16 protein-coding genes, 1 tRNA gene and 1 pseudogene are annotated in these 14,203 nt (G+C 41.4%); 3 read left to right on the top strand and 15 right to left on the bottom strand.

Annotated elements, in window-relative coordinates; genetic code table 11:
- Positions 1–98 precede the first annotated feature (98 nt).
- A pseudogene (locus tag AR335_RS03730) lies at positions 99–528 on the top strand (Lrp/AsnC family transcriptional regulator).
- Between the two features lie 11 nt (positions 529–539).
- Here the strand turns inward: AR335_RS03730 and AR335_RS03725 are convergent.
- The 13 genes from AR335_RS03725 to AR335_RS25595 form a co-directional block, all read right to left on the bottom strand.
- Positions 540–1,796 carry an MFS transporter gene (locus AR335_RS03725; protein WP_062232101.1) on the bottom strand — a complete coding sequence of 419 codons (1,257 nt, stop codon included), beginning with the start codon at positions 1,794–1,796 and terminating at the stop codon, positions 540–542.
- A gap of 178 nt (positions 1,797–1,974) precedes the next feature.
- Positions 1,975–2,229, bottom strand: a complete 255-nt coding sequence (locus tag AR335_RS03720) for a hypothetical protein (protein WP_053354312.1) — start codon at positions 2,227–2,229, stop codon at positions 1,975–1,977.
- Positions 2,230–2,324: 95 nt separating this feature from the next.
- Positions 2,325–3,152, bottom strand: coding sequence for an ammonia-dependent NAD(+) synthetase (nadE, locus tag AR335_RS03715; protein WP_062232098.1), 828 nt, complete (start codon positions 3,150–3,152; stop codon positions 2,325–2,327).
- A 121-nt stretch (positions 3,153–3,273) separates the two neighbouring features.
- Positions 3,274–3,654 carry a sporulation phosphorelay system protein KapB gene (gene kapB, locus AR335_RS03710; protein ID WP_062232096.1) on the bottom strand — a complete coding sequence of 127 codons (381 nt, stop codon included), beginning with the start codon at positions 3,652–3,654 and terminating at the stop codon, positions 3,274–3,276.
- Entirely contained in the window at positions 3,641–3,952 is a 312-nt protein-coding gene (locus AR335_RS03705; RefSeq protein WP_053354315.1) for a hypothetical protein, read from the bottom strand. Before AR335_RS03705 ends, kapB begins: the two co-directional genes overlap by 14 nt.
- A gap of 96 nt (positions 3,953–4,048) precedes the next feature.
- Positions 4,049–5,938 carry a PTS fructose transporter subunit IIABC gene (locus tag AR335_RS03700; protein WP_062232094.1) on the bottom strand — a complete coding sequence of 630 codons (1,890 nt, stop codon included), beginning with the start codon at positions 5,936–5,938 and terminating at the stop codon, positions 4,049–4,051.
- Positions 5,889–6,863 (bottom strand): 1-phosphofructokinase, encoded by a 975-nt coding sequence (gene pfkB, locus AR335_RS03695; protein ID WP_062232092.1) that lies wholly within the window; start codon positions 6,861–6,863, stop codon positions 5,889–5,891. Before pfkB ends, AR335_RS03700 begins: the two co-directional genes overlap by 50 nt.
- Positions 6,860–7,609: a DeoR/GlpR family DNA-binding transcription regulator gene (locus AR335_RS03690; protein ID WP_062232090.1), complete on the bottom strand. Its 750-nt coding sequence runs from the start codon at positions 7,607–7,609 to the stop codon at positions 6,860–6,862. Before AR335_RS03690 ends, pfkB begins: the two co-directional genes overlap by 4 nt.
- Before the next feature lie 182 nt (positions 7,610–7,791).
- On the bottom strand, positions 7,792–8,730 hold the full coding sequence (locus tag AR335_RS03685) for a rhodanese-related sulfurtransferase (protein ID WP_062232088.1): 939 nt from the start codon (positions 8,728–8,730) through the stop codon (positions 7,792–7,794).
- 88 nt (positions 8,731–8,818) lie between these two features.
- A tRNA-Arg gene (locus AR335_RS03680) sits at positions 8,819–8,893 on the bottom strand.
- An 89-nt stretch (positions 8,894–8,982) separates the two neighbouring features.
- A complete protein-coding gene (locus tag AR335_RS03675) occupies positions 8,983–9,366 on the bottom strand; it encodes a DUF2203 domain-containing protein (RefSeq protein ID WP_053354319.1) in 384 nt (127 codons plus the stop codon).
- Positions 9,367–9,477: 111 nt separating this feature from the next.
- Complete coding sequence (locus AR335_RS03670; protein ID WP_053354320.1) at positions 9,478–9,690, bottom strand: hypothetical protein; 213 nt, start codon at positions 9,688–9,690, stop codon at positions 9,478–9,480.
- 311 nt (positions 9,691–10,001) lie between these two features.
- The gene (locus AR335_RS25595; protein WP_156418831.1) at positions 10,002–10,307 is read right to left on the bottom strand and encodes a hypothetical protein; all 306 of its coding nucleotides are present in this window, start codon (positions 10,305–10,307) and stop codon (positions 10,002–10,004) included.
- On the opposite strand from AR335_RS25595, the gene AR335_RS03665 reads away from it, so the two are divergent.
- On the top strand, positions 10,296–11,756 hold the full coding sequence (locus AR335_RS03665; RefSeq protein ID WP_062232561.1) for an amidase family protein: 1,461 nt from the start codon (positions 10,296–10,298) through the stop codon (positions 11,754–11,756). The two genes, AR335_RS25595 and AR335_RS03665, sit on opposite strands and share 12 nt — an antisense overlap.
- A 55-nt stretch (positions 11,757–11,811) precedes the next feature.
- Here the strand turns inward: AR335_RS03665 and ltaE are convergent, their stop codons facing one another.
- Together ltaE and AR335_RS03655 are read right to left on the bottom strand one after the other, a co-directional pair.
- Entirely contained in the window at positions 11,812–12,852 is a 1,041-nt protein-coding gene (gene ltaE / locus AR335_RS03660) for a low-specificity L-threonine aldolase (RefSeq protein WP_062232084.1), read from the bottom strand.
- 86 nt (positions 12,853–12,938) lie between these two features.
- Positions 12,939–13,760: a vanadium-dependent haloperoxidase gene (locus AR335_RS03655; RefSeq protein ID WP_062232082.1), complete on the bottom strand. Its 822-nt coding sequence runs from the start codon at positions 13,758–13,760 to the stop codon at positions 12,939–12,941.
- A gap of 152 nt (positions 13,761–13,912) precedes the next feature.
- Here AR335_RS03655 and AR335_RS03650 point away from each other — a divergent pair, with 152 nt between their 5' ends.
- Complete coding sequence (locus AR335_RS03650; protein WP_053354323.1) at positions 13,913–14,188, top strand: YciI family protein; 276 nt, start codon at positions 13,913–13,915, stop codon at positions 14,186–14,188.
- The last annotated feature ends 15 nt before the right edge of the window (positions 14,189–14,203 follow it).

Genomic DNA, 14,203 nt, shown 5'->3' with positions numbered 1-14,203 from the left:
CAAACCGTATCCCCTGCTGCGTATAGCGTTTTTAGGTATACATAGCTTTTTTCAAGTGTTTTCGGGATATTGCTTGAATTGTGAAAAGAATGTTGTCGGTGATGGACAATACCGATAAAAAAAATAGAAGTTCTTTCAAATAATGGCCGAATGACCATGAAAGAACTTGGGAAGAAGGTTCATTTAACAGGCCAGGCTGCGTCATCCAGGGTCTTGAAATTAGAAGATGAAGGCATCATAGAAGGATATACGATTCGGATGAATTATAAAAAATTTGGCTTTTCTCTACATTGTTTTATCAATATATTTACTAAAAATGTTCATCATCAGCCGTATTTAACGTTTTTGGATGCGCAAAAGGAGTTTGTCATGAATAACTTCAAAATAAGCGGAGATGGCTGCTGCCTTTTGGATTGCAGGTTTCCATCCAATGAAATACTCGATCAATTTCTGGTTAAGTTAAACGAACATATAAACTTTCCATTGTTATTAACCGTGCATGAGAAAACCCTCAGCCCTGCAGGCTGAAGTGTTATTGATTAGGCTGTTTGTTTTTGCTTCGTGCGTTTTTCCTCCAGAGAAGGCAGCACTTTAATAAAAATGGCAATTCCTGTACAAGCCATTAACATGAATATAAAGGTCATCCCCATTCGAGGGATAAAATGGCCGAGTGTAATGCTGACTGCGGCAATGGTCATTGCTCCCCGGTATACCATTCCGCTCACCGCCATGTAAGAACTGCGGAGATCATCGGGAGGAATGTCGGCAAGATAGGACTGTTCAATTGGAACAAACATCAATTCTCCAACCGTAGCGATGACCATAACTGTAAGCAGAATCAAGCCATGATTGCTGTAGGATATGGTTAAGTAACCCACAGTATACAAAGCAAGTCCCAGAAAGAAAACACGTTTGTCTTTGAAGCGCGAAGTGATCTTGCTGACAAGAACAGCAAGAACTACGACAAGCAATGTGTTTTCTGTTCTCAGAATTCCCAGCATGTTGAAGCCATCTACTGAGAAGTTGAAAAATTTCTGAACAGGCATATCTTGGCTTAAGCGGACAGAAACATAGTTTGATAAATGAAATTCAAGAGATAAGACCAATAAATAAGCAACAATAAACAAAATGAAAGTTGTATCTTTAAAAACGATTCTATAGCTGGATAAAATATCAGCCAGTACGCTTTTCTTTACTGTCTTCTTCACAGGAACATAGGTTTCCTTGATAAAAAATACGACAAGAATAACGGATACCATGGAAACAATGGTTAGGCCGATAAGCAATTCAAAAAGATAATCTTTAAACAAGTAGCCACCTGCCAAACCCCCAAGAGCAATTGAAAGATTATTTGTCCAATAGGTGATACCATACATGAATTTCCGGTTCTCTGGAGTGCTCACATCAATCAGCATCGCACTGGCCGCTGGGCCTGCCAGTCCCCAGCAGATGCTGTTAACCATCATCATGGCTATTGTTATGTAAGCAGCGGCCATTTCCGAATGTACCCATGGGCCATTTGCTGCTGCCATAATCAGTACACTAGCAAATCTTAACGTCTCTGCAATGGCCATGATTTTCTTACGGCCAATGGTGTCTGCGTAATAACCGCCGTAAAATCCAACGAGGAAGCCAACCGCTATATTGATAATTAACAATATGCCGGTTAGGGATTCACCAACTCTTTCTGCTAAATAAATAGCCATAAAAGGATAGATCATGGCTCCTATGGATCCCGAGAGCAGTGATTCAACAATCCGGATTTTAATATTGGGGTGAAAATCTTTAAAACGCATGTTCACCCTCCTTCTTTTCGACTTTTATGATTAAAGCTTTGGTACATCAGCTTTCTAACTATACGAAAAATACCATATCCTGTCAAATTGGTTGCTGGAAAACTTGAAATGTTTTAAACCTTCTAAATCATTTTTTCCTCAAAAAAAGATTGCCTTTATTTTGGCAATCTTCTTGTGTTTAGGACTCCTTCTTTGCTGAAACCACTTTTTTGTTTTTCAATGTGACGATATAGCGTTCTTTCCCTACTTTAACTTTAAATTTATTATCGTATTGGCTTTTCAGATCTTCATCTAACTCAAACTTTTTGTTGAAATAATCGCCCATTGCTTTTAAGTTCTCTTTTCGGGTATTTTCCCTTTGTATGGAGGAAAATAATACAATAACAAAAACAAGTGTACTGATTACAAATACAATTTTTGCTTTTTTACTCACAGTTTGCTTCCTTTCTCACATCATTCCAAAATAAGTATACATCATCTTTTCCATGAAAAAAAGCAGACATTTGTCTGCTTTTAATGAGTTTCACTTTATTTCCACCAATTATCATCAGGAGCTGCAGGCAAACGGCGCTTGTGCTCAGTAATCATATACCTGTGTTCAATTTTTTCTTTCGATTCAGGTGATACTTCTTTGCCTTCCAAGTAATCATCCAGTTCTTCATAAGTAATTCCAAGAGCGGTTTCATCCGGTACGAGCGGCTTGTCGTCTTCCAAATCCGCCGTAGGTACTTTCAAATAAAGTTTTTCGTCTGCCCCTAGCTCTTTCAATAAAGCCTTACCTTGCCTTTTGCTAAGGCCTGTGAGCGGAACAAGGTCACAGGCTCCGTCCCCATACTTTGTAAAGAAGCCCGTAATAGCCTCGGCTGCATGGTCGGTTCCTATAACAAGAGATTTATTTGCTGCAGCGATATCATATTGAACCTTCATACGCTCTCTCGCTTTAATGTTGCCTTTTAGAAAATCTGTTATTTTCCCGCCGGTTGCATTATGAAATGCTTTAGCAGAAGCATCGACCGCTCCCTTAATATTGATGGTAAGGGTTTTATCTGGCTGGATAAATTTTAATGCTCGCTGTGCATCTTCTTCATCTTTTTGTACTCCGTACGGCAGCCGTACTGCAATGAACTGATAGTTTTGATCGTGGGTTTCTTCTTTTAATTCGTTGATTGCCAGCTGTGCAAGTTTCCCGGCGAGCGATGAATCCTGGCCTCCGCTGATGCCTAGAACAAAGCCGTGCAGACCGTTCTTTTTTAAATACTCTTTCATGAATCCTACACGGTTCTGAATTTCTTCCCGCGGATTAATTTCAGGTTTTACTCCGAGGTCCTGAATAATTTTTTGCTGTGTCTCATTCATCATGCCATCCACCTTTATCGTAGCGTTAAATTTATATTACCCTGTAACCTGTCATCAAAAACCATGTCAGGTTTTATCACATCATATTATAACACTTGCGATTTTTTCATCATAGTTTTATCTATAGCTTGTATTCTTTTTTTAGCTTCTTTAATTCTTCCAAAGATTTTTGAGCCCACTGATTGTCTGTTTCCACTACTTCAAGAAGATGTTCCTCAAATGCAGCTTTTAGGGAGGAGGAATAATCGGGAATCTCTCCATCAAATGGTTTTACAGTATGGATGGGAGCCCAAGTCTTTTCATGCAGGGCCAGTGCTTTTCTTTGATGAAAAAACGGAACATCCGATTGGTTCGGATTATGCAGATCACCTTGTCTAGGGTGTTTCAATACAGAGAGAACACTGACAAGCACCTTTCCATTTTTTATTTGTTCTGCTTCACCTATGTATTTCCCCGTTTTATAAAGCGCCGTCACTTTCATGCCTGGTTCAATCTGCTCCATGTTTTGCTCTCCTTTCGATTTCGTTTGATACTTCAAATGCCAAATCTTCGTTTCCGAACAAAGATAATACACCAAGGACGGTTGCATCCGGGATTTCTTCAGCTTCCTCTTTAGGGACGGTTTGTTCAAGCATATGGTTTAATAATTCATTCTCAGTCTGGCCCGGATATGCCCGAAAATAGAGCTGTTTTGGATCAATTCCTTGATTGATGCACCATTGAGCAAATACAAGAATCATCATGCCTTCATCCTGTTTAAAATTTTGAATAATTTTGTTTTCAATTTCATTGGGATCCATCTTTTACACTCCTTCTTAGACCTCTCTTTTCTATCATAGCATCACTTCCGGGAAAAGAAAAAGCCATCCATTTGGCGTTGGATGGCTTACCTGGTTTTATTGCTGAACAGGTTTTTTCCAGAACCCGACAAGAACCGCTGTCACGATGGCTCCAATTAAGATTGCGAGGCCATATAGAAGAGGATTGCCTTCAACAAACGGTATAACAAATACTCCTCCATGAGGTGCCCGCAGACCGATACCAAACAGCATGGTCAACGCTCCAGCTGTTGCAGAACCTGCCACAATGGAAGGAATGACTCGTCCAGGATCAGCAGCAGCAAATGGAATGGCTCCCTCGGTAATGAAGGAAAGTCCCATAACATAGCATGTTTTTCCGGCTTCACGTTCTTGCTTTGTAAACTTGTTTTTAAAAATAGTAGTTGCAATGGCTAATCCGAGTGGCGGAACCATACCGCCTGCCATAATGGCAGCATGGGGAGCAAAGTTACCTGCATCAATCATAGCAATACCAAATGTAAAGGCTGCTTTGTTGATTGGTCCTCCCATATCAATCGCCATCATTCCTCCGAGCAGCAAGCCCACCAGGATGGCATTCCCTTTTCCTAATCCTTGCAGCCAGTCAGATAGCGCTACATTCAATGCGTGTACAGGTCCGTTTATGACGAAGATCATAATCAATCCGGTAAGTAGAATACCAAAAACAGGATAGAGAAGGACAGGCTTAATTCCTTCAAGAGAAGTTGGCAGCCATGCCAGCAGTCTTTTCAGCCCAAGGACGATGTACCCTGCAAGAAATCCTGCGATTAGTCCACCTAAAAACCCGCTTTGGCCCGTTGATGCCAAGAATCCTCCGACCATTCCCGGTGCGAATCCAGGACTGTCAGCAATGCTTCGTGCAATGAAACCGGCAAGTACGGCTACCATCAATGCAAAGGCTGTTTTTCCTCCGATCGTATCGAGTGCAGCTGCAAACTGGTTGTAAGAAGGATCTTTGGGATCGGCAGAATGGATACCAAACATAAAGGAGATGGCAATCAGGATACCTCCTCCGACTACAAACGGAAGCATGTTGGACACACCATTCATAAGATGGCGGTAAAAGGCCGACTTTTGTTTCGTTTTCCCTTCGTTTTCTGAGCCCGATGGCCTGTTTCCTGGATTGTAAACGGTTCCCTTTTTAGCCGCTGCATCTTTCAGCAGGCTTTCTGGATTTCTGATTGCCTGTGCTACAGGTACTTGTATCAGTGTTTTTCCGCTGAAACGTTCCATTTCCACTTGTTTATCAGCAGCAACAATAATGGCAGTGGCCTTTTCAATTTCTGTGGAGGTTAATTTGTTCTTTACACCGCTTGAGCCATTTGTTTCTACTTTTAACAGCATACCTAATTCTGCTGCCTTTGCTTTTAGAGAATCTGCAGCCATATAGGTATGGGCAATTCCTGTAGGGCAGGCAGTAACGGCAAGAAGCAATGGCTGATCTTTTTCTGTTTCAAGAGGTCCAGCTTCCTTTTCCTTTCCTGCTTCCTCAGCCTCTTCTTTTTCGTTGATCATCGCTATTATTTCATCTTCATCCTTGGCATGAAGAAGCCCTTCACGAAACTTCATATCCATCAAAAATGCAGAGAGCTTGGATAACGTTTCAAGATGCTCATTGTTGGCTCCTTCACTGGCGGCAATCATAAAAAACAGCTTGGAAGGCTGGCCGTCCAGGGAATCATAATCAAGCCCATCCACACTTCTTCCGAAGGCGATGGCAGGAAATTGGACTGCAGCAGTTTTGGCATGCGGAATGGCGATGCCTTCTCCAATCCCTGTCGTGCTTTGTGATTCTCTCGCCATTATAGCCTCTTTAAAAGCTTTCCTATTATTCAGTTTTCCTGCTTCATCCAATTTCTGAACCAGTTCATCTATCACATCTGCTTTTTCCTTCGATTCAAGATGAAGTTTTATCGTCTCTTTCGTGATTAATTCTGTAATTTTCATTCTTATCCCCCTCTATAACTTCTACCTTAACTTCAGGCAGATATCTCTCGATTTCAGCTGCTGTGCAGAATCCGGCTGAAAAGGCGGAAGCACTGCCGGCAGTGACACCATACTTAAAGGCCTCCAAAAGATTTTGATGCTGTGTGTAATGTGCTAAAAAACCTGCTACTACGGAATCGCCTGCACCGACTGAGTTTTTTACGATTCCAGATGGGACATTGGCATACGCAGAAATTGTTTTTGATACAAAAACAGCACCTTGGCCCGCCATGGAAACTAAGACGTTTTCCGCACCTTCATGAATCAGCTGCTTGCCATAAAATACGGCATCAGATGGATTTTCAATGGCTGCTCCAACTAGATCTCCAAGTTCATGATGGTTTGGTTTAATTAAAAATGGATGATGCCTTAATGCTTCCTGCAATGGATTTCCCTTGGTATCCAATAGGACTTGAGATCCTTTCGATCGGATGCCTGCTATTAGTTGACCATAAAATTTGACAGGTAAACTAGAAGGAAGACTGCCTGCTAGTACAACAAAGTCATCTTCCTTTAATTTGGAAAATAAATTCTTCTCCAGCAAAGAAAGATTAACTGAGCTTATCTCCGGGGAGATCCCGTTAATCTCTGTTTCTTTCCCTGTGTTTAGTTTAATGTTGATTCTTGACTGTTCATGAACTCTGACAAACTGTGTGCCTATGTTATCTTTCTGAAGAGACTGTTCAATATAATCCCCTGTAAAACCGCCTATAAAGCCTGTGGCAATACTTTCGATTCCAAGGTTTTTTAAAACTTTTGAAACGTTTATTCCTTTACCGCCAGCCACGATGTTTTGCTCGTCAGCAAGGTTGATGGATCCTTCATTCAGCTCATTGACTTTAACAAAATAATCAATGGAGGGATTTAAGGTAACTGTATAGATCAAAATTCCACCGCCTTTACAATCGTCTTCTTTTCATAAGATGTCAGTTGAATGTTGCTTTTCACTGTGATGATGGACGCTTCTTGCAGTGAAGCTACTTTTGAAAACGTGCTTTTTCCGAATTTCGAGGGGTCTGCTAAAACAAAACTTTCTTGTGAGAGTTCCAGCACCTTCTGCTTTAAAATGGACTCTTCAGGGTCTGGCGTCGTGTAACCCCATTCATCGTGAATCCCATTAATACCGATAAAGCATTTGTCAAACCGATAATTCTCAAGACTTTTTATGGCACCGCTGCCGATCATGGCTCCGGTTTTAGATTTAATCATCCCTCCGACCAGATAAGTAGATATTCCTTTTTCTACTAGTGGCCCAACCTGCTGAATGCCGTTTGTCACCACAATGAGATTTGAGGGATTTAAGTAAGGTATCATTTGGAGCGTTGTCGTGCCGGCATCAAGATAAACACATTCATGTTCTTCAATAATAGAAGCGGCATATTGAGCGATCGCCCGTTTTTCGTTCATGTTTCTAAGATTTTTTTCTTCTACGGACGGCTCTTCCAATTTATCTTCTATCCTGGATGCTCCCCCATGAATGCGTTTTAGTTTTTTTGCTTTTTCAAGTCTGTCCAAATCTCTGCGGATCGTTGACTCTGAAGAACCGGTTTCCTGAACAAGCTCTTCAAGTGTAACCACTTTTTGTTTTTCCATAAGTGAAAGAATAATTTCTTGCCGCAATGTAAATAACATACCAGCCCTCCCTCTTAATAACCCATTATAAAGTAAGCCCTTTCAAAAAACAATCAAAAACTATCATAAACAATCAATATCATTCAAATAGTTTAATTTTCTGTCAAAATCATTCAAATTGAAGGTGAAAGATTTTGAAAGAAAAAAGCAGCCAGCGTAAGCTGACTGCTTGAGTGATTTTATTATTGTGCTTTTGTTTCTAGAACTTCGTTTTCAATCTCATAACGGTTTTTCGGATGCTCACGGCATTCATCGGAACAAGATCGTTTATATTTCTTTTCACATTCTTTACAGCAAACATGTTGTCGATTGCATTCCGGATTTGCACAGTTAACATAACGATCTTCTGTTTTACCGCAATAGTAGCATTTCGCGACTACCACATCTTCTTCTGTTCGGTTGACCGGTACTGAAATCCGCTCATCAAAGACGTACATTTTACCGTCCCAATAACGGCCTTTCGTTTCCTCGTCTTTTCCGTATGTGACAATACCGCCGTGAAGCTGGTAAACATCTTCAAAACCTTCCTGTAGGAGGAAGCCGGAGAATTTCTCACAGCGAATTCCTCCAGTACAGTACGTGAGGACTTTTTTATCTTTAAATTGGTGAAGGTTTTCTCTCACCCATTTTGGAAAATCACGGGATGCCTTAACATCTGGCCGGATGGCATTTCGGAAATGGCCGATCTCATATTCGTAGTCGTTTCTTCCATCTACGATCACGACATCATCTCTCTGAATCATTTCCATCCATTCTTTTGGGCTTAACCGTTTCCCTGTTAATTCATTAGGGTCGACATCTTCATCGAGGCGCCAGGTTACAAGCTCTTTTTTAGGACGCACGAACATTTTTTTGAACGCATGCTCGTCACTCTCGTCAATTTTAAATACCATGTCAGCAAAACGGGGATCGCTTTTCATATCCCTCATATATTGCTCTGTCTGCTCCACTGTTCCTGAGATCGTTCCATTAATCCCTTCAGGAGCAACAATAATTCTGCCTAGAATGCCTAATTCTTTACAATACTTTAAGTGTTTTCGGGCAAAATATTCATGTTCTTCAATTGGAACATATTTATAATAAAGTAAAATCCGATATGGCTTTTGCATTTCGTTTGACATTATGATCACCAACCTGCAACGTTGAATTTTTTTTGAAATGCATATAAAAAACCACCGGTATGACCCCGTGGTATTTATAACTTTTAAATGGCGCGCCCACCAGGATTCGAACCCAGAATACGAGAGCCGAAATCTCGTGTGATATCCATTTCACTATAGGCGCTTGGTTACCGTCACGAGATATATCATAAACAATTTCCGAGAATAAAACAAGCGTTTTTCAGAAAATAAATTTTAAAATATTTTCCGGACTTAATTTTCCAAAGATTTCCGGTTGATATAACCGTCTTCTTTTCCATGATAATACGTGATCGCAGGTTCTCCCTGCCTCCAGCAAAGCAGCACTTCTTTATCCCCTATAATAGCTGGAAAATCAACAAGGCCTGAATGGATATCTTTTAGTTCAGCACCGAAAGAATGAATGTTATGGATGTAGCTTTGAGCTTCAATCTCCATAAAATCCAGTTTGCTTTCGATGGTAAAAAAATCATCATTCGGGGGATTTTCAGATAAACGCAATCGTTCTAATTCATCATAAAATTGTACAAACGAATGCTGAAGCTGCTGAAGGGATTCTAACTCACGTGAAATGACTGGCAGAAGCTGATTCGCTTCTTCAACAGTAAAATATTTCATGCTTAAAAACTCCTCTAGTGTAAAAGTACTCTTCTATTATAGCAACACTTTGGAGAATTGGCATCAATTATGTTCTTCAGCAGGGGAAATGCCGGGCTCCTCCCGGCATATTTATGCCCGTATCGCTTGCTTTCGAGGCTGTTTTAAGTCCAGATAAAAATCTCTTACGGTTTCATCCTCAAGGAGTTCCGAAAAATCCCTTCTATATTCTGAACTGATCAATATATGTGCAACCAGCGGATTTGCCTTCTTTTTAAGCAGCCGTCTGAGTGTCATCCACTTTTCACTTTTGGTTTTCAAATGAAATTTTGTAATAAACAGCATAATTCTATCATCCGTGCTGAAGTCCTTCCCATTACAACTGTATAATGTAAGACTAGTAAACCCTTTCATAATACGCTCACCTTCCCCTTCGCGTTCTTTTTACCATTATTATTCAATATTTTCGGAAATATACTTGTCCTGAAAAATAAAACTAGTTTATCTACCAATCTCAATTACTAGACTTCGGTTTGCTAACCTGCTCCTTTTTTGCTTTAATTGAATTATCAAAAAATGGGAGTTGCGATGATGGACAAATCAAATTTTCTGTTAAAGATCAACAGAAAAAGATATTAGGAAACTTTCAATCCATATTATCGAATGATCAATCCTGGCGTACGGGAGGATTTCCTCTGCCAGATGGAGGCTTCCATGAGTTTAGAGAGCCTGAAGCTGTTGTCATTGTGAGGTATGATCACTTGTATGTCCATGCTAATCCTTTGACCACCGCTTAAATTCAACAGCTTTACTGTTGCACTGGGGCTCATGGCGGAAAAAGATTTGTCGCCTGAAGGCAGCACTTCGCTGCATGGGCAAGGAATTGTCGGAGAATGGTTTCCTATAACGATCACAATTAACGAATAAGAAAGCGGGGTTTCCTGATGACCATGGTCAATCATTCAACATTTGTTCTTGAAGAAACAACGATTGCTGACATTCAGAATGCTATTGATCGCCAAGAACTAACATCTGTGCAGCTTGTATGTCTTTACCTTAAACAAATATCCCTTCACAATCACCGAGGATCTAATATTAATGCCGTGATCGAGGTCAATCCCGATGCTCTTCATATCGCAGAATCGCTGGATGCCGAAAGACTGCAAAAAGGAAAACGCGGTCCTCTCCATGGTATACCTGTTCTGCTAAAGGACAACATCAACACAGGTGATGCGATTCATACCAGTGCCGGTTCACTAGCCCTTGCTGATTCCTATGCTGACGAGGATGCTTTCATAGCAGTTAAACTTAGGGAGGCTGGTGCAATCATACTTGGAAAAACGAACATGACCGAGTGGGCCAACTTCATGACAGAAAACATGCCAAACGGCTTCAGTTCCCGTGGTGGACAGGTTCTAAATCCATATGGCCCAGAATCGTTTGATGTCAGTGGTTCAAGCTCAGGCTCTGGAGCTGCTGTGGCTGCCAATTTTGCAGCAGCTGCAATCGGAACAGAAACTTCCGGATCTATCCTTTGCCCCGCTTCGGCAAATAGCATCGTTGGCATTAAACCTACTACAGGATTACTTTCGCGTTTCGGCATTATTCCCATCTCGTCTAGCCAGGATACGGCCGGTCCGATGGCCAGAACGGTTACCGATGCGGCAATACTGCTCGGTGGCATGACGGGAGTGGATAACAGGGATCCAGCAACACACAAATCTATTCACGCATTTGAAACGGATTATACTAAACATTTGAAGAAAACAGCGCTTAATGGTGCAAGGATCGGTGTTTCTTACCATTTTTGCACAAAAGAACTCTCTTCTTCTGAAAAGGAGCGTTTCGATGATTCAATCGAGGTCATCAAACAGCAAGGGTGCGAAATCGTAATCATCGACTCTGCCACCCCTTTAGAGCATGTGGAATGGGACTATAATGTACTTCTGTATGAGTTTAAATCAGGAATCAACCATTATTTACAGCAGCACACGCGGCTTGATTCCATCACTTCTTTAAAAGATATCATTGCCTTTAATAACGCTAATGCAGCAAAATGTTTGCGCCATGGACAAGTTCTTTTGGAGGAAAGTGAAAAAACATCGGGTACACTCACTGAATTTGAATATTTGGAAAACCGGATGAATGATCTTCGAAAATCCAGAGAGCTGGGGATTGATAAAGTGATAAAGGAATTCCAGCTGGATGCCCTGCTTTACCCTGGAGATACAGGATACGGTTTTTCGGCTAAAGCAGGATACCCATCGATCAGTGTGCCTGCAGGCTATGATGAAAACGGCAGGCCGATCGGTATTGTCTTTACCTCTTCAGCCTTTAAAGAACCAGAGTTAATCGGGTTTGCCTACTCTTTTGAACAAGCAACAAAGCACAGAGTCACCCCAAAACTCTAATCAAAAAAAAACCAAACCCTTTGTTAAATCGGGATTGGTTTTTTTGTTTTGACCGTTAGTGAAGGATAACTTTTGCTGATACGATTTTTGAGATCTTTTCGACAGCCTGTTCGATATCTTTGATGGATATTTCATAATGTGTTGTAAAACGTATGGTTTGTGGTCCAAAAGCCACAGCCAGGACTCCTTCTTCTTTCAATAACTGTAAAAAATGGCTGGTAGAAAACCCAGTTTGTCCAATATTAACGAGCACTATGTTCGTATCGACCCCGTTCTCCACAAAAAGTGCTGGCTGCTCCGCCAGGCTTTGCGCCAGCTTTGTCGCCTTTACGTGATCATCATGAAGACGGCGAGTCATCTTCTTTAGAGCGATCATTCCTGGAGCCGCAAGGACTCCCCCTTGCCTCAGTCCGCCTCCAAGCCGTTTTCTCCATTTTCTTGCTTTATGAATAAATGAAGCAGAGCCAGCCAGGATAGAACCTGCCGGAGCACCCAGTCCCTTCGATAAACAGATTTGTACAGTATCACAATGTGATGAAAGTTTCTTTACGGATAAATTGCATGCGGCAGCTGCATTAAAAAGCCTGGCCCCATCAAGATGTACAGGAATCTTATTGGTCCTGCATATTTTATAGATTGCTGCCATGTCTTCTGCTGAAATAACTGCCCCTCCAGCTCGATTGTGTGTATTCTCCAGACAAACAAGGCTAGTCTCAGGATGATGAATATCTTCGCTTCTGATCGCCTGTAATAAGTCCTCAGGCTGTATCGATCCCCTTATCCCCATTAGCGGACGTGGCTGAATCCCCGCAAAGGCGGAAGCAGCCGCCGCTTCATACATAAAAATGTGAGAATCTGCTTCCATGATAACCTCACTGCCTGAAACAGAATGGGTCAGAATTGCTACTTGATTCCCCTGGGTCCCGCTCGTAACAAAGAGCGCATTTTCTTTTCCAAGGATTTCTGCAGCTGCTTCTTCTAACGCATTAATGGAAGGGTCTTCACTGTATACATCATCCCCTACTTCTGCTTCATACATGGCCCTGCGCATTTCTTCGGTCGGTTTCGTTACCGTATCGCTTCTTAAATCAATCATGGCCAGCCTTCACCTCCAAATTTTCTTTTTATCTATAGTAACATAGTTATCTGACAATTAAATAAAAAACTCCCGGCATCGGGAGTTTATTTAATATGGCGATCCCAAACGGATTCACAGTGCTGGCAATCGTCCAGCGGACTGGCATAATGAGTGGATAGATTCGCATGCTTGTTGCTCTTCTGAACTTCAACCGTGATTTTTTGATAGTTCAAGGAGGAGACCACAAATTCACCAATTTGAGTACCCAGTTTAACCCCCTCTTCATTATCGGCATGAAAATGCACTCCTGCAAATAATCGGGAAGCCGCATCTTCTTCAGCTATACCATGCAATTTCTCTGCTTCGTGAGGAAAAAAATGAGAAAGAATTGTGTTTGCGCAACCAGCTACTGCTGCATGCCCAGAGACATACGAAGGGAAGCGCGGAGTACATATGACGGTTTTCAGAGAAGGATCAAGCTGTATTGGCCTTGCGACATCCCAGAGATATTTGTAATGCCAGACGACGCACAACGTATCAGAAATACCCAGCTGCAACGCAGACAGCAAACGTGCTGCAAGAGGGGGCGAAAGCTGATAAGCGCTGATCAGTTTTCCTGCCACCATTGACCAGTTGGATGTCGGCAGCCCTGCATAATATTTCGCTATTTTTTTTTGCTTGGCAGTCAGTTTATTTAATGTTGATCTAACGATTGTTAACTCTTTGCCTGTAAAATCAACTTCCGATGGGTTTTTGATCTCCCATTCAATAACTTCTCCTTTAAAATCCGTAAACTCTCCCCTTCTGTTTCTTCTTAGGAAATAGGTCGGCCAATTGCCTGCGGTCGGTTCCACTCCAACTGCTTCTCTCTTCTCAAATTTTTTGTACAGTGAATTCCAGGTCGGATACGTTACGTGTTTACCCATACATCTCCTCCAATGTCCTAAAAATCAGCTATATAAATTAACCATATGGAGGAAACGAAAAATCTTTCTTGAAATTTTGCAGTGTGAATGACTTTTCTTTTTGAGGAATTCCTTACATAATAAAAGAGATTAAGAATTTTAGGAGGTCGAACATGAACTATTATGCTGTACGTCTACCGATACTGGATGAAGAAAAGAGCCGCGTTTACCGAGAGGATCATTTGAAATATCTTGAAGGTCTTGTTGGTCAGGGAAATATCTTTACATATGGAAGATTTACTGACGGCACTGGGGGCCTTGTTATTTATAAAGCGAAAGATCTTGAGGAAGCTGCTGCTCTAGCAAAGCAGGATCCTTATGTATCCTCAGGTGCAAGGGATTTTGTAATTAATGAATGGGCAATGAATACAGACGTTCTGTCCCGTTAATAAGATAAGTGCAAA

Origin of the sequence: Fictibacillus sp. FJAT-27399 (assembly GCF_001510655.1) — a bacterium.
Classification (GTDB): domain Bacteria; phylum Bacillota; class Bacilli; order Bacillales; family Fictibacillaceae; genus Fictibacillus_C; species Fictibacillus_C marinisediminis.
This window is presented reverse-complemented; position numbering and strand designations above follow the sequence as displayed.